General features: G+C 70.4%; 18 protein-coding genes. 10 read left to right on the top strand and 8 right to left on the bottom strand.

All coding sequences use genetic code 11. The annotated features are described in order from the left end of the window. Positions 1 to 20 precede the first annotated feature (20 nt). Positions 21 to 815: an enoyl-CoA hydratase/isomerase family protein gene (locus ACGWYJ_RS32970; protein WP_395110364.1), complete on the bottom strand. Its 795-nt coding sequence runs from the start codon at positions 813 to 815 to the stop codon at positions 21 to 23. Between the two features lie 15 nt (positions 816 to 830). Continuing rightward, positions 831 to 1,733, bottom strand: coding sequence for an SDR family oxidoreductase (locus tag ACGWYJ_RS32965; protein WP_395110363.1), 903 nt, complete (start codon positions 1,731 to 1,733; stop codon positions 831 to 833). Positions 1,734 to 1,982: 249 nt separating this feature from the next. Here ACGWYJ_RS32965 and ACGWYJ_RS32960 point away from each other — a divergent pair, with 249 nt between their 5' ends. Beyond that, the gene (locus ACGWYJ_RS32960) at positions 1,983 to 3,065 is read left to right on the top strand and encodes a dihydrodipicolinate reductase (RefSeq protein WP_395110361.1); all 1,083 of its coding nucleotides are present in this window, start codon (positions 1,983 to 1,985) and stop codon (positions 3,063 to 3,065) included. 61 nt (positions 3,066 to 3,126) lie between these two features. After that, a complete protein-coding gene (locus ACGWYJ_RS32955; RefSeq protein ID WP_395110359.1) occupies positions 3,127 to 4,053 on the top strand; it encodes a glutathione S-transferase family protein in 927 nt (308 codons plus the stop codon). On the opposite strand, the gene ACGWYJ_RS32950 is transcribed toward ACGWYJ_RS32955, so the two are convergent. Further along, positions 4,043 to 5,269, bottom strand: coding sequence for a serine/threonine-protein kinase (locus tag ACGWYJ_RS32950; protein ID WP_395110358.1), 1,227 nt, complete (start codon positions 5,267 to 5,269; stop codon positions 4,043 to 4,045). The genes ACGWYJ_RS32955 and ACGWYJ_RS32950 overlap by 11 nt on opposite strands. Positions 5,270 to 5,435: 166 nt before the next feature. Here ACGWYJ_RS32950 and ACGWYJ_RS32945 point away from each other — a divergent pair, with 166 nt between their 5' ends. The 6 genes from ACGWYJ_RS32945 (at position 5,436) to ACGWYJ_RS32920 (ending at position 12,562) form a co-directional block, all read left to right on the top strand. After that, entirely contained in the window at positions 5,436 to 6,107 is a 672-nt protein-coding gene (locus tag ACGWYJ_RS32945; RefSeq protein ID WP_395110356.1) for an AIM24 family protein, read from the top strand. A gap of 216 nt (positions 6,108 to 6,323) precedes the next feature. Further along, the gene (locus ACGWYJ_RS32940) at positions 6,324 to 10,064 is read left to right on the top strand and encodes a multifunctional oxoglutarate decarboxylase/oxoglutarate dehydrogenase thiamine pyrophosphate-binding subunit/dihydrolipoyllysine-residue succinyltransferase subunit (RefSeq protein ID WP_395110354.1); all 3,741 of its coding nucleotides are present in this window, start codon (positions 6,324 to 6,326) and stop codon (positions 10,062 to 10,064) included. 72 nt (positions 10,065 to 10,136) lie between these two features. Continuing rightward, on the top strand, positions 10,137 to 10,313 hold the full coding sequence (locus ACGWYJ_RS32935) for a DUF6104 family protein (RefSeq protein WP_395110353.1): 177 nt from the start codon (positions 10,137 to 10,139) through the stop codon (positions 10,311 to 10,313). 73 nt (positions 10,314 to 10,386) lie between these two features. Further along, on the top strand, positions 10,387 to 11,208 hold the full coding sequence (locus ACGWYJ_RS32930; protein ID WP_395110351.1) for a DUF4097 family beta strand repeat-containing protein: 822 nt from the start codon (positions 10,387 to 10,389) through the stop codon (positions 11,206 to 11,208). Position 11,209: 1 nt separating this feature from the next. Then, on the top strand, positions 11,210 to 11,932 hold the full coding sequence (locus ACGWYJ_RS32925; RefSeq protein WP_395110350.1) for a helix-turn-helix transcriptional regulator: 723 nt from the start codon (positions 11,210 to 11,212) through the stop codon (positions 11,930 to 11,932). A 153-nt stretch (positions 11,933 to 12,085) separates the two neighbouring features. Further along, positions 12,086 to 12,562 carry a hypothetical protein gene (locus ACGWYJ_RS32920; protein WP_395110348.1) on the top strand — a complete coding sequence of 159 codons (477 nt, stop codon included), beginning with the start codon at positions 12,086 to 12,088 and terminating at the stop codon, positions 12,560 to 12,562. 65 nt (positions 12,563 to 12,627) lie between these two features. Here ACGWYJ_RS32920 and ACGWYJ_RS32915 read toward each other — a convergent pair whose 3' ends face one another. The 4 genes from ACGWYJ_RS32915 to ACGWYJ_RS32900 all read right to left on the bottom strand — a co-directional run bounded on the left by ACGWYJ_RS32915 (position 12,628) and on the right by ACGWYJ_RS32900 (position 16,406). Next, complete coding sequence (locus ACGWYJ_RS32915) at positions 12,628 to 13,596, bottom strand: zinc-binding dehydrogenase (protein ID WP_395110347.1); 969 nt, start codon at positions 13,594 to 13,596, stop codon at positions 12,628 to 12,630. 62 nt (positions 13,597 to 13,658) lie between these two features. Next, positions 13,659 to 14,411, bottom strand: coding sequence for an amino acid ABC transporter ATP-binding protein (locus ACGWYJ_RS32910; protein WP_395110371.1), 753 nt, complete (start codon positions 14,409 to 14,411; stop codon positions 13,659 to 13,661). 89 nt (positions 14,412 to 14,500) lie between these two features. Next, entirely contained in the window at positions 14,501 to 15,496 is a 996-nt protein-coding gene (locus ACGWYJ_RS32905; protein ID WP_395110345.1) for an amino acid ABC transporter permease, read from the bottom strand. Positions 15,497 to 15,500: 4 nt separating this feature from the next. Beyond that, positions 15,501 to 16,406 carry an ABC transporter substrate-binding protein gene (locus tag ACGWYJ_RS32900; RefSeq protein ID WP_395110344.1) on the bottom strand — a complete coding sequence of 302 codons (906 nt, stop codon included), beginning with the start codon at positions 16,404 to 16,406 and terminating at the stop codon, positions 15,501 to 15,503. Positions 16,407 to 16,769: 363 nt separating this feature from the next. On the opposite strand from ACGWYJ_RS32900, the gene ACGWYJ_RS32895 reads away from it, so the two are divergent. Both ACGWYJ_RS32895 and ACGWYJ_RS32890 read left to right on the top strand, forming a co-directional pair. After that, a complete protein-coding gene (locus tag ACGWYJ_RS32895; protein WP_395110342.1) occupies positions 16,770 to 17,975 on the top strand; it encodes an NADP-dependent malic enzyme in 1,206 nt (401 codons plus the stop codon). A 294-nt stretch (positions 17,976 to 18,269) separates the two neighbouring features. Beyond that, positions 18,270 to 18,872 carry a CGNR zinc finger domain-containing protein gene (locus ACGWYJ_RS32890; RefSeq protein WP_395110340.1) on the top strand — a complete coding sequence of 201 codons (603 nt, stop codon included), beginning with the start codon at positions 18,270 to 18,272 and terminating at the stop codon, positions 18,870 to 18,872. Here ACGWYJ_RS32890 and sodX read toward each other — a convergent pair. Beyond that, on the bottom strand, positions 18,812 to 19,153 hold the full coding sequence (sodX, locus tag ACGWYJ_RS32885) for a nickel-type superoxide dismutase maturation protease (RefSeq protein ID WP_395110339.1): 342 nt from the start codon (positions 19,151 to 19,153) through the stop codon (positions 18,812 to 18,814). The two genes, ACGWYJ_RS32890 and sodX, sit on opposite strands and share 61 nt — an antisense overlap. Positions 19,154 to 19,170: the final 17 nt, after the last annotated feature.

Below are 19,170 nucleotides of genomic sequence, written 5' to 3'. Positions count from 1 at the left end.
CCCCGTTGGGGGTTTTGCTTTCAGCGGTTTTTGAAGGTGGGGGGTCGCTTCTCCAGGGTCGCGGTCATGCCTTCGGCCAGGTCTTCGGTGAAGAAGGCCAGGGTCTGGATGCCGGTCTCCATGGCCAGGTGGCGTCGCAGGCCGGGGGCGTCCAGGGAGAGGTTCAGCAGTTCCTTGGTGCGGCGCAGGCCGTAGGGGGACTTGGTCAGGAGTTCGGCGGCCAGGGCCAGGGCGCTCTCCAGGTCCTTGCCTTCTTCGGCGACCTCGGTGATCAGGCCGAGGTCGCGGGCGCGGTCCAGGTCGAAGCGCTGGGCCCGGTAGGAGATCTCGGCGGCGCGGGCGGGGCCGACCAGGCGTGGGAGCAGCCAGGAGAGGCCGCAGTCGCCCGCCGAGAGGCCCAGGTCGGTGAACGGCACCACGAAGCGGGTGGTGGGGTCGGCGACGCGCAGGTCGCAGGCCAGAGCCCAGGAGACGCCCATGCCGGCGACCGGGCCGTGCAGTGCGGCGATCACCGGTTGCGGGATCTCGCGGAGCCGGGCGGTGACCTCGGCGCCCCGGGAGATGCCGTGGTGGAGGCGCTGGACCCGGCCCGTTCCGTCGTGGCCGCCGTCGCCGCCCATCAGGTCCATGCCCGAGCAGAAGCCGCGGCCCTCGCCGGTGAGGATCACGACGTGCGTCGCGGTGTCCTTGGCCAGGTCGTCGAGGACGTCCAGCAGCTCCTCGTTGAGTTCGCCGGTGACGGCGTTCAGCCGCTCCGGGCGGGACAGGGTGACGGTCGCCACCCGGTCCCCCCGGTCGAGCTTGATCGCGTTCAAGGGACGTCCACCCGGTCAGGACGACAGGTGCTGGATGAGCGGGGCCATCTGCTCACCCGGGTTCCGGTAGACGGAGAGGGGCTCGGCGGCGTTGATGGCGGCCCAGTTGTCCCGGACGTCCTCCGCCGAGAAGGCGTCCTTCCAGGCGTGGCCGGGGCCCTCGCCGATGACGATCTTGGCGATCCGGCCGCCGCCGACCGTGTAGACCTGGCCGGTCTCCTCGTTGCTCTCATGGACGAGGAAGGCCACCAGCGGCGTGACCTTCTCCACGCCCAGCTTGCCCAGGAAGTCGGCGGGCAGCAGGTCCTCGGTCATGCGGGTGGCGGCGACGGGGGCGATCGCGTTGGCCTTGATGTTGTACTTGGCGCCCTCCTGGGCCAGCGTCTTGGTGAAGCCCACCAGGCCCATCTTCGCGGTGGCGTAGTTGGCCTGGCCGAAGTTGCCGTAGAGGCCGGCCGGCGACGAGGTGTTGACGATGCGGCCGTAGCCGTTCTCGCGCAGGTGCGGCCAAGCGAAGCTGGAGACCAGGAACGAGCCGCGCAGGTGCACGGCGATCACCGAGTCGTACTCCTCGGGCGTCATGTTCTTGAACGACCTGTCGCGCAGGATTCCGGCGTTGTTGACCAGGATGTCGATCCTGCCGAAGGCGTCCAGCGCGGTCTGCACGATGGCGCGCGCCCCGTCCTCGGTGGCGACGTTGTCGGGGTTGGCCACGGCCTCGCCGCCGCCCTTCTTGATCTCCTCGACCACGTCCTGGGCGGGACCCGACGAGGAACCCACGCCGGACCGGTCCCCGCCGAGGTCGTTGACGACCACCTTGGCGCCGCGCTCGGCCAGTTCCAGCGCGTGCCGGCGGCCCAGCCCGTGACCGGCTCCAGTGACGATGGCGACGCGACCGTCGTAGCGCAGTTCCGACATCCTGTCTCCTCTACATCGCAGCGGCTGCGTGACCCTAGGAAATCACCCGGGTTCCCTAAGGGGTACCACCCGACCGAATCGCGCTCGGCTTCGGCCCCCCGGCGCGGCAGGAGGGGGGCTCCACCCCGGGTTGTCTTTTTTCCACCACGAAACGGCAATCTCGGAGAAAGTCGCCATAATTCGTTCTTTCTCGGGAACCTTGGGCGTAAGCTTTCCCGACCACCCGTGCGCCGACGACGGAGACCGTCCATGAGCGGACCTTTGGTGAGCGGACCCGGCGGCACCCGGCCGTTCCGCGTCGTCCAGTGGGCCACCGGAGCGCTGGGCCGCAGCGTCATCCGCGGCGTCCTGGAACGGCCCGGGTTCGAGCTGGCGGGCGCGCTCGTGTACGACCGCGCCAAGGCGGGCCAGGACGTGGGCGTGCTGGCCGGGCACGGGCCCGTGGGCGTCACCGCCACCGCCGACCCGCAGGACATCCTCGACCTGGACGCCGACTGCGTCGTGTACGCCCCGAGCCCGTCGAAGGACCCGTTCTCCGAGCTGGACACGGTGTGCGCCCTGCTCGCGTCCGGCAAGAACGTGATCGCCACGCACGGCTACGTCTACCCCTACGTCCACGGCTCCCGCCTGGTCGCCGACCTGGAGGACGCCTGCAAGCGCGGCGGCGTCTCGGTGCACGGGACGGGCGTCAACCCCGGGTTCATGTCCGACCTCATGCCGCTGACCCTGTCGCGGCTGTCGCGCGGCATCACGCACGTGTACGCGCGGGAGTGCTCGGACTTCTCCGGCCACCCGTCCCGCCGGATGGTCCGCGACATGATCGGCTTCGGCAAGTCCGAGGAGGCGTACCTGCGGGCGCTGCGGACCACGCGCGCCGCGATGCAGGCGCTGGTGGCCGAGAGCCTGCACCTGGTGGCGGCCGGGCTGGACCTCGCGCTGGACGAGATCGACGTCGACCTGGCCTACCGGCCGGCGCCCGCCGAGTTCACGATCGCGTCCGGGACCATCGCCAAGGGCACCATCGCCGCGTCGCGCTGGACGTTCAGCGGGATGGCCGGGGGCCGCCCCGCCATCACCACCGAGCTGGTCTACAAGGCCGACGCCACGCGCGTCCCCGAATGGGGGCCGCCGGGATACGCGGTCCGGGTGGAGGGCCGCCCCTCGATCACCCTGACCACCGATCCGGAATGGGTGTCCAACGGCACCTCGGCCGCCGCGGCGCACGCGCTCAACGCCATCCCCGTGGTGTGCGCCGCCGAGCCCGGCATCCGCACCCACCTCGACCTTCCGCTGATCACCGGCCGGGCCTGCACCCGGCCGCGCCGTACCTGAGCGGAATGGCCCGGGCGGGTAGGCGGGTTCTGAGAGGAAAGGCCCGAGGGAGGACCGCGTCATGACCACGGTCGAGAGGGAGATCACCGGAGGCGGCTTCGTCCGGCAGCCCAACCGGTTCACCGACAGGATCACCGCGGACGGGAGCAGCGGCTACCCCGCCGAGCCCGGCCGGTACCGGCTGATCGTCTCCTACGCCTGCCCGTGGGCGCAGCGGACGATGATCGTCCGGCGGCTGCTCGGGCTCGAGGAGGTGATCTCCCTCGCGGTGGTCGACCCGATCAGGGACGAGCGCGGCTGGCGGTTCCCCGAGCCCGACCCGGTGACCGGCGCGACCTTCCTGTCCGAGCTGTACCTGGCCAGGGACCCCTCGTACGAGGGCCGCTACACCGTGCCGTGCGTCTGGGACGGCGTGACACGGCGCCTGGTCACCAACGACTTCCCGGCGATCACGATCATGATGGAGACGGAGTTCGCCGCCTACCACCGCGAGGGCGCCCCCGACCTGTACCCGGAACGGCTCCGTCCCGAGATCGACGAGCTGAACGAGCGCGTCTACCACACGGTCAACAACGGGGTCTACAAGTGCGGCTTCGCCACCGCGCAGAAGCCGTACGACAAGGCCGTGGACGCCCTGTTCGAGACGCTGGACATGCTGGAGGAGCGCCTGGTCGGCCGCCGCTACCTGTTCGGCGACCGGCTGACGGAGGCGGACGTGCGGCTGTACCCGACGCTGGCCCGCTTCGACGCGGTGTACTACTCGCACTTCAAGTGCAACCTGCGCCGCCTGGTCGACTACCCCGGCCTCTGGGCGTACGCCCGGGACCTGTACTCCATCGCCGCCTTCGGGGAGACGACGAACTTCGACCACATCAAGCGCCACTACTACATGACGCAGCGGAACGTGAACCCGTCCGGCGTCGTCCCCAAGGGCCCGATCATGGACTGGGACGCCCCGCACTCCAGGGACCGGCTCGTCACATCGTGAGCATGACCACCAGGACGCCCGCCACCAGCAGCGCCATTCCCAGATAGACCATGAGGCCGCCGATCCGCCACCGCGTCTCGGAGCGGTCCCGCCCGGGGGCCGCGGGCGGCCGTCCCGTTCGCCGCGGCCCGGTCGGGACCTGCTCGATACGGCCGGTGTCCCGTGCCACCTGCGCCGTGACCACCGGAGGCGGGCCCGGGGGCGGCACCGCCGCGGACTGGGGGCCGGTGGCCGCCGCCGCGGGCGGGCTCGGCGGCGGCGGCACCGGCCCGGCCGGCGCGGCGGGGCCGGGCGCGGGCGGAAAGGCGAAACCGGGCGGAGCGGGGGTCTGACGACCCGGCACAGGCCAGGACGGATCCGGATCGTCACCACCGACCGCCATGAGGATCGCCTCCGCGACACCGGCCTGCATCCGCCGCGCCGGGTCTTTCTGGAGCAGGCCGTCGAGCACCGGGCGCAGCGGCCCGGCGCGTACCGGCGGATCCGGCTCCTCGGTCAGGACAGCGCCGAACACCGCCACCGGGTCGTCCCGGTGGAACGGGGCGCGGCCCTCGACCGCCGCATAGAGGGTGGCTCCCAGCGCCCAGAGGTCGGACTCGGGGCTCGCACGCCCACCGCGCATCCGTTCGGGCGCGATGTAGGCGGGAGAACCGAGCACGCTCCCGTCCTGGGTCAGGGTGGCCTCCCCTTCGATGACCGCGATGCCGAAGTCGGTCAGCACCGCGCGATCCCCGGGGCCTTCCAGCAGCACGTTCGCCGGCTTGACGTCCCTGTGCAGGATGCCCGCCGCGTGCGCCGCCCCCAGCGCCCCCAGGAGCTGCAGCCCGATCCTGGCGGCGCGATCCGGCGGGAGCGGCCCCTCCCGCCGGATCACCTGGTTCAGGGAATCTCCCCTGACCAGCTCCATCACCACCCAGGGGCGGGCCTCTTCGACGACGACGTCGAAGACCGTGACAACCCCTGGGTGGGACAACCTGGCCGCCGACCGGGCCTCACGGACCGAGCGCTGGGCCATCGCGGCCCGCTCGGACTCCGTGAGGCCGGCCGGCATGAGCACCTCCTTGACGGCGACCTCCCTGTCCAGGATCTCGTCCCGGGCTCGCCAGACGATGCCCATGCCGCCTCGGCCCAGCTCGGCGAGCAGACGGTAGCGCCGCGCGACCACACGCTGGGTCGGCGCCGCCCGGTCGGCCGCGAGAGCCGGGTCATCACTCACACCGGTAGTTCGGTGGAACCGGGCGTTCGGATTGCGCGTCCGGTCAATTAGTTCAAAACTGGCCACGACCTGTCGTTATGCTGACGGGTCGTCGATCCGAGACCGAGTCCCTCTCAAGTCCCTCTCAAGTCCCTCTGCACGACAGGAAAGGCGAGGCCGCACTCCCATGCGCAGCAACTTCTTCAACAACATGGAGCAGGGCCAACAGCTTCCCGGCCACTTCGCGCTCCAGAACTCCAAGATGCTCAGAGTCCATCTCAACGGCGACGTGCTCGCCCGGCAGGGCTCCATGGTCGCGTTCCAGGGCCAGATGGAGTTCGACTACGAGGGCGCCGGCGGCATCGGCAAGTTCATCAAGAAGGCCGTCACCGGCGAGGGCGTGCCCACCATGCGCGTCAAGGGGCAGGGCCTGCTGTTCCTGGCCAACGACGCCGACGACATCCACCTGTTCTACCTGGAGAACGAGGGCATCACGGTCAACGGCAAGAACATCCTGGCCTACGACGCCCACCTTCAGTCCGACATCCAGCGCGTGCAGGGCGCGGGCATCGCCGCGGGCGGGCTGTTCAACACCACCCTGACCGGCACCGGCTGGGTGGCGCTCACCACACACGGGACCCCGGTCATGCTCGACTGCGGCCGCGCCCCCACGTTCGCCGACGGCCAGTCGGCCGTGGCGTGGAGCCAGGGCCTGCACGTCGGGGTGAACCGCACCTTCAAGGCGGGCGCCCTGATCGGGCGGGGCAGCGGCGAGGCCATGCAACTGGCCTACCAGGGACAGGGTTTCGTCCTGGTCCAGGCCAGTGAGGGTCCCACGGTCCCGCCGCATACTCATTGATCATGGGCCTCGCCGTACCTGCCGGACGCGGCCCCGGGCGCCCGGCAGGTCCGGCCCTCGCCCGGACGTCTCCCGTGGCGGCCGTGCATGGGCGAGGCGCAAGTGCGAGTAGCCTTTACTCGTCCGAACTGGTTTCAGAAACTCACCTGCGAGCTGCGGAAGAGGGCGATCTCCGCCGTGTCGACAGAGTCGTCGCAATCAAGTGCCGACCCCAAGATGACAGACTTCGGTGCCAACGAGTGGCTGGTCGACGAGCTGTACCAGAAGTACCTCGAGGATCCCAACTCGGTGGACGAGGCGTGGTGGAACTTCTTCGCGGACTACCGGCCGGAGACCCGGCCCACCGCGACCACCCCCGCCACGCCCAACGCACCCCGGCCCCAGACCGGCACCGAAGGCGCGGCCGTGACCAAGGCCGCCAACGGCACGACGGCGGCCCCGCCGACACAGCAGGCTCCCACGGCGCCGCAGGCTCCCCCGGCCCCCGCCGCGCCCAAGGCGGAGGCCCCGGCCGCCAAGCCCGAGCCCGCCAAGCCCGAGCCGGCCAAGGCGGCTCCCGCCAAGCCGGCCCCGCCGCCCGTCCCGGAGGGCGCCGAGCAGCAGCGGCTGCGCGGCGTCGCCGCCCGCACGGCCGCCAACATGGAGGCCAGCCTCGGCGTCCCGACCGCGACCAGCGTGCGGGCCGTCCCGGCCAAGCTGCTGATCGACAACCGGATCGTCATCAACAACCACCTCAAGCGCGGCCGCGGCGGCAAGGTCTCCTTCACCCACCTGATCGGGTACGCCATCGTCAAGGCGCTGGCCACGATGCCGGAGATGAACTGCGCCTACTCCGAGGTGGACGGCAAGCCGGTGCTGGTGCGGCCCGAGCACGTCAACTTCGGCCTGGCGATCGACCTGCAGAAGCCCGACGGGTCCCGGCAGCTCGTGGTGCCCAGCATCAAGGCCGCCGACACCCTCGACTTCCGCCAGTTCTGGGCCGCCTACGAGGAGATCGTCCGCAGGGCGCGCGGCAACAAGCTCACCCTTGAGGACTTCCAGGGCACCACGATCAGCCTGACCAACCCCGGCACCATCGGCACGGTCCATTCCGTGCCGCGGCTGATGCCCGGCCAGGGCACGATCATCGGCGTCGGCGCCATGGAGTACCCCGCCGAGTTCGCCGGGGCGTCGGAGGAGACGCTGTCCCGGATGGGGATCAGCAAGGTCATGACGCTGACCTCCACCTACGACCACCGGATCATCCAGGGCGCGCAGTCCGGCGACTTCCTGCGCCGGATCCACCAGCTGCTGCTGGGCGAGGACGGCTTCTACGACGAGATCTTCGAGGCGCTGCGGATCCCGTACGAGCCGGTCCGCTGGGTGCAGGACATCTCCGCCACGCACGAGGACGACGTCGCCAAGGTCGCGCGCGTCCACGAGCTGATCCACGCCTACCGGGTCCGCGGCCACCTGATGGCCGACACCGACCCGCTGGAGTACAAGCAGCGCCGCCACCCGGACCTGGACATCCTCCAGCACGGGCTGACGCTGTGGGACCTGGAGCGCGAGTTCGCCACCGGCGGGTTCGGCGGCAAGCCGACCATGAAGCTGCGCGACATCCTGGGCGTGCTGCGCATGGCGTACTGCCGCACGGTCGGCATCGAGTACATGCACATCCAGGACCCCGAGGAGCGCGCCTGGATCCAGGAGCGCGTCGAGGTCCCGCACGAGAAGCCGTCCCGCGAGGAACAGCTGCACGTGCTGCGCCGCCTCAACAGCGCCGAGGCGTTCGAGACCTTCCTGCAGACCAAGTTCGTCGGCCAGAAGCGGTTCTCCCTGGAGGGCGGCGAGTCCGTCATCCCGCTGCTGGACTCGGTGATCTCCTCGGCCGCCAAGGCGCACCTGGACGAGGTCGTGATCGGGATGGCCCACCGCGGCCGCCTCAACGTCCTGGCCAACATCGTCGGCAAGTCCTACGGCCAGATCTTCGGCGAGTTCGAGGGCAACCTCGACCCGCGCAGCGCCCAGGGCTCCGGCGACGTCAAGTACCACCTGGGCGCCGAGGGCGACTTCGTGGCCGACGACGGCTCCAAGATCCACTGCGAGCTGGTGGCGAACCCGTCCCACCTGGAGACCGTCGACCCGGTGCTGGAGGGCGTGGTCCGCGCCAAGCAGGACATCCTGGACGTCGGCGAGGCCGGGTTCAGCGTGCTGCCCATCCTGATCCACGGCGACGCCGCGTTCGCCGGGCAGGGCGTGGTGGCCGAGACGCTGAACCTGTCCCAGCTGCGCGGCTACCGCACCGGCGGCACCGTGCACGTGATCATCAACAACCAGGTCGGGTTCACCACCGCGCCGGAGTACTCGCGTTCCAGCGTCTACTCCACCGACGTGGCCCGGATGATCCAGGCGCCGATCTTCCATGTCAACGGCGACGACCCGGAGGCGTGCGCGCGGGTGGCGCGGCTGGCCTTCGAGTACCGCCAGGCGTTCAAGAAGGACGTCGTGATCGACATGGTCTGCTACCGGCGGCGCGGCCACAACGAGGGCGAGAACCCCTCGTTCACCCAGCCGCTGATGTACGACCTGATCGACGCCAAGCGCTCGGTCCGCAAGCTCTACACCGAGGCGCTGATCGGCCGCGGCGACATCACCGTCGAGGAGGCCGAGGCGTCCCTGCGCGACTACCAGCTCCAGCTGGAGCGCGCCTTCACCGAGACCCGTGAGGCCGTCAAGAGGCCCCTGGAACCGGGCTCGGTGGTCAAGCCGGACGTGGAGGAGCGGATCCCGATCGACCACGGCTCGGCCGGGTCGGCGATCAGCGCGGAGACGGTCAAGCGGATCATCGAGTCGCAGCTCAGCCTGCCCGAGGGCTTCAACGTCCACCCGCGCCTGCAGCCGATCCTGCAGCGCCGCGTCCAGTCCATCGAGGACGACGCGATCGACTGGGCGACCGGCGAGCTGCTGGCGTTCGGCTCGCTGCTGATCGACGGCCATCCCGTCCGGCTCGTCGGGCAGGACAGCCGCCGGGGCACCTTCGGCCAGCGGCACGCGGTGCTGGTGGACCGCAAGACCGGCGAGGAGTACACCCCGCTCAAGCAGTTCGGGCAGGGCGTGTCGAAGTTCTACGTGCACGACTCGCTGCTCAGCGAGTACGCGGCGATGGGCTTCGAGTACGGCTACTCCATGACCCGTCCCGACGCGCTGGTGTGCTGGGAGGCGCAGTTCGGCGACTTCGCCAACGGCGCCCAGTCCATCGTGGACGAGTACGTCTCCTCCGGCGAGCAGAAGTGGGGGCAGCGCTCCGGCGTCGTCCTGCTCCTGCCCCACGGCTACGAGGGCCAGGGTCCCGACCACTCGTCCGCGCGCATCGAGCGCTACCTGCAGCTCTGCGCGCAGGACAACATGACCGTGGTCTACCCGACCACCCCGGCCAACTACTTCCACCTGCTGCGCTGGCAGGTGCTGTCCGGCCGCCGCAAGCCGCTGATCGTGTTCACGCCCAAGTCGCTGCTGCGTCTCAAGGCGGCGACGTCCCGCGTGAACGAGATCACCGGCGGCGCCTTCCAGCCGGTCATCCCGGACTCCGATCCCACGATCGACCCGTCCGGCGTCCGGCGCATCCTGCTCACCACCGGCAAGATCTTCTACGAGGTGGTGAACGCGCGGAAGGCCGCCGGCGACACCTCCACGGCCGTGGTCCGCGTCGAGCGCCTCTACCCGCCGCCCATCGACGAGCTCAAGGCGGAGCTGGCCAAGTACCCCTCGGACGCCGAGGTCGTCTGGGTCCAGGACGAGCCCGCCAACATGGGCGCGTGGCCCTTCATGGCCCTCAAGCTCCCCCACCACATCGAGGGCCTGACCATGAAGCGCGTCTCCCGGCCGGCGTCCTCGTCGCCGGCCGTGGGTTCCGCCAAACTGCACCAGGCCGAACAGGAGGCCCTGCTGGCCAGGCTGTTCGGCGACGGCAAGTAGCACGAGCGCACTCCGAGGGCTCCGGCGCCGCCGTGCGCCGGAGCCCTCGGCGTTCCGTCCAGGGAGAGCACGATGTACTTCACCGATCGAGGTCTGGAAGAGCTGGCCGACCGCCGCGGCGCCGAGGAGGTCACCCTCGGCTGGCTGGCCGAGCGTCTCCGGGAGTTCGTCGACCTCAACCCCGAGTTCGAGACGCCGGTCGATCGCCTGGCCACCTGGCTGGCCCGCCTCGACGACGAGGACGACTGACCGCGGCCGCCGGACGAGACAAGACGCGACATATCGTGTTTACTGGAGGCAGGCTGTCGAAAGGCGGGACGTGATGGCGCGGTGGACGATCGAGGAGCCGACCACACTGGACTTCGACGGTGTGGTGGCGCTGAGGGCGACGCTGATCGCGGGGAGCGTGTCGGTGCTGGCGTCGGACGAGCGGCCGTCGGTCATGATCGGGGACGTGGAGGGACCGCCGCTGGTCGTGGAGCACCAGGCGGGGATGCTGTCGGTCACGCACGAACGGCTCTGGGAGGGCGTGCTGACCTGGCTGCGCACCCACAAGTGCCGGGCGGCCGTCACGGTGACCGTGCCGCACGACTGCCCGCTCACCCTGACCCTGGTGTCCGCGGACGCGGTGGTCACCGGGATGAGCGCGCGCACCTCGATCCGCAGCGCGGCCGGGGACGTGACGCTGGACGGCGTCACCGGCGACATCGACGCCAACACCGTCTCCGGGGCGATCGAGGCGCAGGGCCTGGACGGCAAGGTCTCGTTCACCTCCGTGTCCGGGGACCTGGCGCTGGCGGGCGGCGCGGTGGACGCCCTGACGGCCCGCACGGTCAGCGGGAAGGTCGCCGCGGACCTCGACTTCGGGGACGGCGGCCGGGTGGACGTGAACACCGTCTCGGGCGAGGTGGCGCTGCGGATCCCCGAGTCGGCGGGCATCCAGGTGACGCTGACCTCGGCGGCGGGCCGGATCGAGACGTCCTTCGACGAACTGGACCGCGAGGAGCGTACGGTGACCCGCAGCGTGGCCGGCAGGCTCGGGAACGGCGCGGCCCGGCTGACGGTCAACACGGTGTCCGGCGGCGTCGCCCTCCTCGGGCGCCCGGGGGACAACGGCAGCACCCCACCCCGAATGGAGAAGTGAGTTGAGTCCGGTCTTCGGCCACGGCCGCCTGCGGCTGTACCTGCTCAAGCTGCTGGAGGAGAGCCCGCGGCACGGGTACGAGGTGATCCGCCTGCTTCAGGACCGCTTCCTCGGGGTCTACTCGCCCTCCCCCGGCACGATCTATCCGCGGCTGGCACGGCTGGAGGCCGAGGGCCTGGTCAGCCATGAGGTGATCAAGGGCAAGAAGGTCTACACGCTGACCGACAAGGGCCGCGCGGAGCTGGAGCGCCGGATGGACGAGCTGGCCGAGCTGGAGGAGGAGATCTCCGCCTCGGCGCAGGAGTTCGCCCGCGAGGTGCAGCAGGACGTCCGCCAGACCGTCCGTACGCTGCGCGAGGAGCTGACCCAGGCCGCCCGCACCATGCGCGAGCAGGGCCGCGCCACGTCCAAGGACGCCTGGAAGGAGACCGCGGACCGGCAGAAGGAGGAGTGGCAGCGGCAGAAGGAGCACTGGCGCGAGCAGAGCCAGGCGTGGATGGAGGAGTGGCGCCGCACGTGGGAGGACGCGTGGAAGACCGCCACCGGTTCCCGCGAGGACGTCGTCCGCCTCCGGTTGGAGCGCGCGCTGCACGCCTTCGTCGACGACGTCCGCAAGGCCGCCCGCAACGCCCGCCTGAGCGACGACGACCTGGCGTCCGCCCAGACCCTCCTGAACGAGACCCGCGACCGCCTCCGCCAGGAGATCCTTCACCGTAAGGACTGAGAACCCCTCGGATCGTTCTTCGATCCGACCGAGCGAGCATCTCCGGCTCTGGCATGATGCATGCCGATATGTCACGAAAGCTCTGATCAGTCAGCGTTGAGGAACGATGCCATGAAGAGTCGGCACGGCAGGGGGCGGGGCCGGAGGACCATCATGGCCCTTGCGGCCGTCGCCCTGGTCTCGTCGTTGGGCTCCGGTTGCTCCCTGGAGGACCTGAATCCGTTCCCCAGGTCCGCCGAGGAGGGGGCGGGCGGGGGCCTGCCGACGCCGCCGAGTCCTCCGGACGCCCTCGTGACCTCGCTGAACGGCAGCTGGGAAGGCACCTACACCTGCAACCAGGGACTCACCAGGCTGCGACTCGACCTCGTCCACGGATCGGGCGGCAGGATCACCGGCATCCTCCGTTTCTCCGCCGATCCGAGCAATCCCACCGTGCCCTCGGGCTCCTTCTCCGTCGTGGGGTCGCTCACCGGCAGCTCACTCGAACTGCGCGGCGACGACTGGATCGTCAGACCGGGCGTCTACGAGATGGTCTCCCTGAGCGCCCAGCTCTCGTCCGCCAACCCCGACCAGATCCAGGGCACCGTCAACGGCTATGGCTGCTCCACCTTCACCGTCCGCAGAACCTGACCACGAGAGAAGTGGCGAAGCCCCACGGGGGGTGCAGGGGGCGAAGCCCCCCACCTATGTCACAGTCACACACTGAACACGATTTTTCCGAAGACCTCGCCTTCGTTCATGGCCGCGAAGCCGTCGCGCGCCTGGGTGAGCGGCAGGACGCGGTCGACGATCGGGCGGGTGCCGGTGGTGGTCAGGAAGCGGGTCAGGCGTTCCAACTGGTCGCGGGTGCCCATGGTGGAGCCGACCACGGAGAGTTGCAGGAAGAAGACGCGGTTGAGTTCGGCGGGGGGCACCTGGCCGCTGGTGGCGCCGGAGACCACGATGCGGCCGCCGGGGCGCAGCGACTTCAGTGAGTGCGACCAGGTGGCCTCGCCGACGGTCTCCATGACGGCGTCGACCCGGCCGGGGAGCCGCGCGCCCGTCTCGAACGCGGCGTCGGCGCCCAGTTCGAGTGCGCGCTTGCGCTTGCCTTCGGTGCGGCTGGTGGCCCAGACCCGGTAGCCCGCGGCGGAGCCGAGCGCGATGAGGGCGGTGGCGACGCCGCCGCCGGCGCCTTGCACCAAAACGGTCGAGCCCGGTTGCAGGCCGGACTTGTCGAACAGCATCCGGTACGCGGTGAGCCAGGCGGTGGGGAGGCAGGCGGCTTCCTCGAAGGACAGTTCGGGGGGCTTGGGCACGAGGTTGCGCCGCGGCACGGCGACCTTCTCGGCGAAGGTGCCCTGGTACCTCTCGGACAACAGGGAGCGTTTGGGATCGAGGGTCTCGTCGCCGCCGCCGCGTTCCGGGTCGCCGATCACCGAGTGGACGATGACCTCGTTGCCGTCGTCGTCCACTCCGGCGGCGTCACAGCCGAGGATCATGGGGAGGTTCTCTTCGCGCAGCCCGACGCCGCGCAGGGACCACAGGTCGTGGTGGTTGAGCGCCGTGGCCTTCACCGTGACGGTGGTCCATCCGGCGGGGACTTCGGGTTCGGGGCGGTCTCCGAGCGTCAGGCCGTTGAGGGGGTTGTGGCGGTCGAGCTGCGTAGCGGTGACAGCGAACATGCCCCGCACCCTAGTCCCCGGGGCGTGCCGTGGCCCGCACCGGGGCGGGCTCGTCCGGCGCCCTACAGGACCTTCGAGAGGAAGTCCCGCGTGCGGGGGTGCTGCGGATCGGCCAGGACCTCGCGGGGCGGGCCCTTCTCGACGATGACGCCGCCGTCCATGAACACCAGCGAGTCGCCGACCTCCCTGGCGAACCCGATCTCGTGGGTGACCACGACCATCGTCATGCCGTCCAGCGCGAGCTGCTTCATGACCTCGAGGACCTCGCCGACCAGTTCGGGGTCGAGCGCGGAGGTCGGCTCGTCGAACAGCATCAGCTTGGGTTCCATGGCGAGCGCGCGGGCGATCGCCACGCGCTGCTGCTGGCCGCCGGACAGCTGCGCCGGGTAGGTGCCGACCTTGTCGGCGAGCCCGACCCGGTCCAGCAGTGTGAGGGCGCGTTCGCGGACGGCGGCCTTGGGCTGGCGCTTGACCCGGCACGGCGCCTCCATGACGTTCTCCAGCACCGTCATGTGCGGGAACAGGTTGAAGCGCTGGAACACCATGCCGATCTCGCGGCGCTGCGCCGACACCTCGCGGTCGCGCAGCTCGTGCAGCTTGCCGTTCTTCTCCTTGTAGCCGACGAGGTGCCCGGCGACCCACAGCCGGCCCGCGTCGATCTTCTCGAGGTGGTTGATGCAGCGCAGGAACGTCGACTTGCCGGAGCCGGACGGCCCGATGACGCACGTCACCTCGCCGGGTCGCACCTCCAGGTCGATGCCTTTGAGCACTTCGAGCCGGCCGAAGCTCTTGTGGACGTTCTCCGCTCGCACCATGTAGTCGGCGGTGGCGACCTCCACGGTGTCGGAGGCGGTGTCGGACGCGGTGTCGGCGGTCAGGTCGCCGTCGTCGCCGGGTGCGCTCATCAGTCGTCCCCTTCTCCCCCGCCGCCCTTGCCGAGGCTGACGTCGACACCCGCGGCGACGACCTTGGGACGCCGCCGCGTGCGCCCGGACGCGGATCCGCGAGCGAAGTACCGCTCGATGTAGTACTGCGCCACCAGCAGGAAGCTGGTCAGGATCAGGTACCAGATGCAGGCGGCCACCAGCATCGGGAAGACCTGGAAGGTGCGGCTGCCGACGGCCTGGAGCTGGAAGAACAGCTCGTTGCTCACCGGCACGAAGGCCACCAGCGAGGTGTCCTTCAGCATCGCGATGGTCTCGTTGCCGGTGGGCGGGATGATCACCCGCATGGCCTGCGGCAGCACGATCCGGCGCATCGTCTGGAACCGGGACATGCCCAGCGCGGCGGACGCCTCGCTCTGCCCCGGGTCGACCGACAGGATCCCGGCGCGGACGATCTCGGCCATGTACGCGGCCTCCGACAGCGCCAGCGCGAGCAGGCCGGCCATGAACCCGGTCAGCAGGGTCCGCGCGTCGAGGGTGAACAGCGTGCCGTCGATGTCGACGCCCAGCAGGTCGCCGAGCTGCCCGGCGAAGGGCACGCCGCCGATGTCGTACTCGGCGTACAGGATGGCCATATTGCCGAACAGGATCGCCAGCACCAGCCGCGGCACCGCCCGGAAGAACCAGGTGTAGAGCCAGGCCACGCTGCTGAGGATCGGGTTGGGCGACAGCCGCATGACGGCCAGCACGATGCCCATCGCCACACCGATGATCATCGCGAGGACGGTCAGCAGGATCGTGGTGTAGACGCCGCGGACGATGTTGGGCCGGAAGGCGTTGTCGACGATGAACGCCCACTGGAACCGCTCGTTGGTCACCAGCATGTGCACGAACATCGCGGTCAGCACCGCGATGACCGCCACCGCCACCCAGCGTCCGGGGTGCCGGACGGGCACGGCCTGGATCGCCTCAGGCCGCGCCCGGTCCGCCGAGGTGTCCTCGGTTACCTGGGTCATGGGATCAGGGGTTCACCGCGGAGGTGTTGATCGCGCCCGCCTGCACGCCCCACTTCTCCAGGATCCTCTTGTACGTGCCGTCCTGCATGAGCGCCTTGGTGGCCTCGGAGACGGCCTGCGCGAACTGCGTCTCCTCCTTCTTCACCACGAACCCGTACGGGGCGGCCTCGTAGATGTCGCCCAGTAGCTCCAGCTGCCCGTTGGTCTGCTTGACCGCGTAGGCGATGATCGGGGAGTCGGCGAGCCCGGCGTCGTCCTTGCCGGACACGACGGCCGCGGTGGCCTGGTCCTGGCCCTGGTACTGGTCGATGGTGATCTCCGGCTTGCCCGCGTCGGTGCACGCCTTGGAGCGCTTCTCCAGGTCCTCGACCTGGACGGTGGCCCGCTGCACGGCCACCTTCTTGCCGCAGGCGTCGTCGGGCTGGACCCCGGCCGGGTTGCCCTTCTTGGTGGCCCACTGGGTGCCGGCGGTGAAGTAGCTCACCATCGCGACCTGCTGCTTGCGCTCGTCGTTGATGGTGAAGGAGGACACACCGGCCTCGTACTTGCCGGACTGGACGCCCGGGATGATGTCGTCGAACTTGGAGCTGACCCATTCGGTCTTGAGCCCGAGCTTGGCGGCGACCGCGTCGAACAGTTCCTTGTCCCAGCCGACGACGGTCTTGCCGTCGCTGTCGAGGTACTCGTTGGGCGCGTAGGAGGCGTCCGTGCCGATGACGATCTTGCCGTCCGCCTTGATCCCGGCCGGGACCATGCCCGCCAGCCGCGCGTCGGCGCCTCCGGACGGGGTGATCTGCTGACCGGCCTCTGGGCCCTCGTCCTTCTCGCCACAAGCCGACAGGGCGAGGGCGGCCGTCAGCATGAGCGCGCCCGCCGCCACAGCGCTGCGGCGCAGAGAACCAGTGATCACAGGTCCCCCTTCAGTCTGGTCTCGGTGGATCCCGGCGGATCCGTCGGTCGCAGCATAGTTTCGCCTACACCTGCCGTGATCTGGATAAAGGGTCCGAAACAATCCCACAACGAGGATGTTCGGGAACCCCGCCCGCCACCCCCGCCCGCACGCGGCGTAGTGGCGTCGTCGCAGGTCGAAGTCGGAATGGCCGGACCTGACCGGGATCGGAGGCCCCCAGTGCCCGGCGCGCCGGGCGCCCTGTGACAGAATCAGCCAACGGGTGACCCCCGTGCGTCGCGAGATGTCACCGGTGACGGACACCACACCACACCACCGCGGCGGCATCGTCCGAAATCCCACATTTCACTGACAGGGGTCGCTGTGGCTGTGAAGCCCCATTCCATCGAGTCTTCCCGACAACCAGATCCGTCCTACGACGACGACCCGGCGTTCCCGCTGCACCGTGGCGGCAAGCTGGAGGTCCGCTCCACCATCCCGGTGCGGGACAGGGACGATCTCTCCCTCGCGTACACGCCCGGCGTGGCCCGGGTGTGCACCGCGATCGCCGAGCGTCCCGAGCTCGCGCACGAGTACACCTGGACCTCCAAGGTCGTGGCGGTGGTCACCGACGGCACGGCCGTGCTGGGGCTGGGCGACATCGGGCCCGCCGCCGCCATGCCGGTCATGGAGGGCAAGTCGCTGCTGTTCAAGGAGTTCGCCGGGGTCGACTCGGTGCCCATCGCGCTGAACTGCACCGGCGTGGACGAGATCGTCGACACCGTGATCCGGATGGCGCCCAGCTTCGGCGGCGTCAACCTGGAGGACATCAGCGCGCCGCGCTGCTTCGAGATCGAGGACCGGCTGCGCGCCGCCCTGGACATCCCGGTGTTCCACGACGACCAGCACGGCACCGCGATCGTCGTGCTGGCCGCGCTGAAGAACGCCGCGCGGCTGATCGGGCGCCCCCTGCCGGAGCTGCGCGCCGTGGTCGCCGGCGCGGGCGCGTCGGGCGTGGCGGTGACCAGGATCCTGCTGAACGCGGGCATCGGCGACATCGCGGTCTCCGACAGCAAGGGCCTGATCTACAAGGGCCGCGAAGGGCTCAACCCGGTCAAGGCCGCGCTGGCCGAGGACACCAACAAGGCCGGGCTCGTGGGCTCCACGGAGGACGCGCTGCGCGGAGCGGACGTGTTCATCGGCCTGTCCGGCGGCACGGTCCAGGAGTCCTCGATCGCCACCATGGCGGACGGGGCGATCGTGTTCGCGCTGTCCAACCCCACCCCCGAGGTCGAGCCGCACGTGGCCGGGCGGCACGCGCGCGTGGTCGCGACCGGCCGCAGCGACCACCCCAACCAGATCAACAACGTGCTGGCCTTCCCCGGCATCTTCAAGGGCGCGCTGCAGGTGCGCGCGCACACGATCACCGAGGGCATGAAGCTGGCGGCGGCGGACGCGCTGGCCGCCATCGTCGGCGACGACCTGGCCGCCGACTACGTCATCCCCGGCCCCTTCGACGACCGGGTCGCCCCCGCCGTCACCGCGGCCGTCGCCGACCAGGCGCGCGCCGAGGGCGTCGCCCGCGCCTGACCCATGCCGTCACGGCCCGTGTCCCCCGGGGAGCACGGGCCGTGATCGTCATCTGGTGATCATCACCCTGCGATCATCACCCTGCGATCATCACCAGAAGGGACATGAACCTACGGCCGACGGACCAGAAAACAAGGAAATATCTCCCGATAACCGACAGTGGCCGCAAGATATATCCCTTCTGCTGCCGTTGGGCGAGACCAAGTCGGTGTACGGGGTGTAATACTCGACAGCGGGGAATGAACCTTCGTCCGATGCGTCGCAGCGGGCCGAATCCGCCCGGGGGGTGCTCTCGTGGACCTCGCCTCATACGCCGACCTGGCGATCGAGCTGGTCAACACGCACGAGCCCGGCCGCCGGGACACCCTGCGGGACCTGGACGACCTGCGCGCCCTGCTCGCGCACCGGCCGCACCTGGGCGGCCGCGTCGGGCACCGCGACCTCGACACCGTACGGCAACTGCGCGAACAACTGCGCGCGGTGTTCGTCGCGGCCGGCGCGGGCGACGAGGAGGAGGCGGTCGAACGCCTCAACGCGCTGCTCATCCAGCATCCGATCCACCCCCAGCTGGCCAGGCACGACGCGCGGGACTGGCATCTGCACCTGAACGAGGGCGGATCCGTCCCCGACCGGTACGCGGCGCGCGCCGCGATGGGCCTCGCCGTCAAAGTGGACGAGCACGGCATCGACCGGCTGGGCGTCTGCCGGGCCGAGGGGTGCCAGCGGGTGTTCTTCGACGGCACCGCCGGCCGCTCGCGCCGCTACTGCTCCGACCGCTGCGCCGCCGAGGACGGCCTCGCGGTGCCGGGCCCGCGCCGCGCCAGGGGCACCAACGGTCACGCGGTGGGCGACGGGCGCCCCCGAGGGAAGACCGCGACCCGCGACAGCGGCCAGTAGCGCGCCACGACCCGCCCGACCAGCAGCCGGTCGGGGACGGCGCCGAAGTCCCAGCTGTCCTGGCGGCCCGCGGCGCGCTGGTTGTCGCTCTCCAGCCACCAGCCGTCCCCGGAGCGGTGCCCCGCCCGCTTCACGATCAGCAGCCCGTCCCGTTCCGGATGGCGGGCCACCACGACGTCCCCCGCGCCGACCCGCGCCCCCGTGCGCACCAGCAGCAGGTCGCCGGGACGCAGCGCCGGCAGCATCGAGTCGCCGGTCACGGCCATCGCCCTCAGCGGCATACCTCGTCCCCGATCGG

This window comes from Actinomadura sp. SCN-SB (assembly GCF_043906805.1).
GTDB lineage: Bacteria > Actinomycetota > Actinomycetes > Streptosporangiales > Streptosporangiaceae > Spirillospora.
Note: the sequence above shows the minus strand (reverse complement) of the source record. Positions and strands in the feature narration are given on the sequence as shown.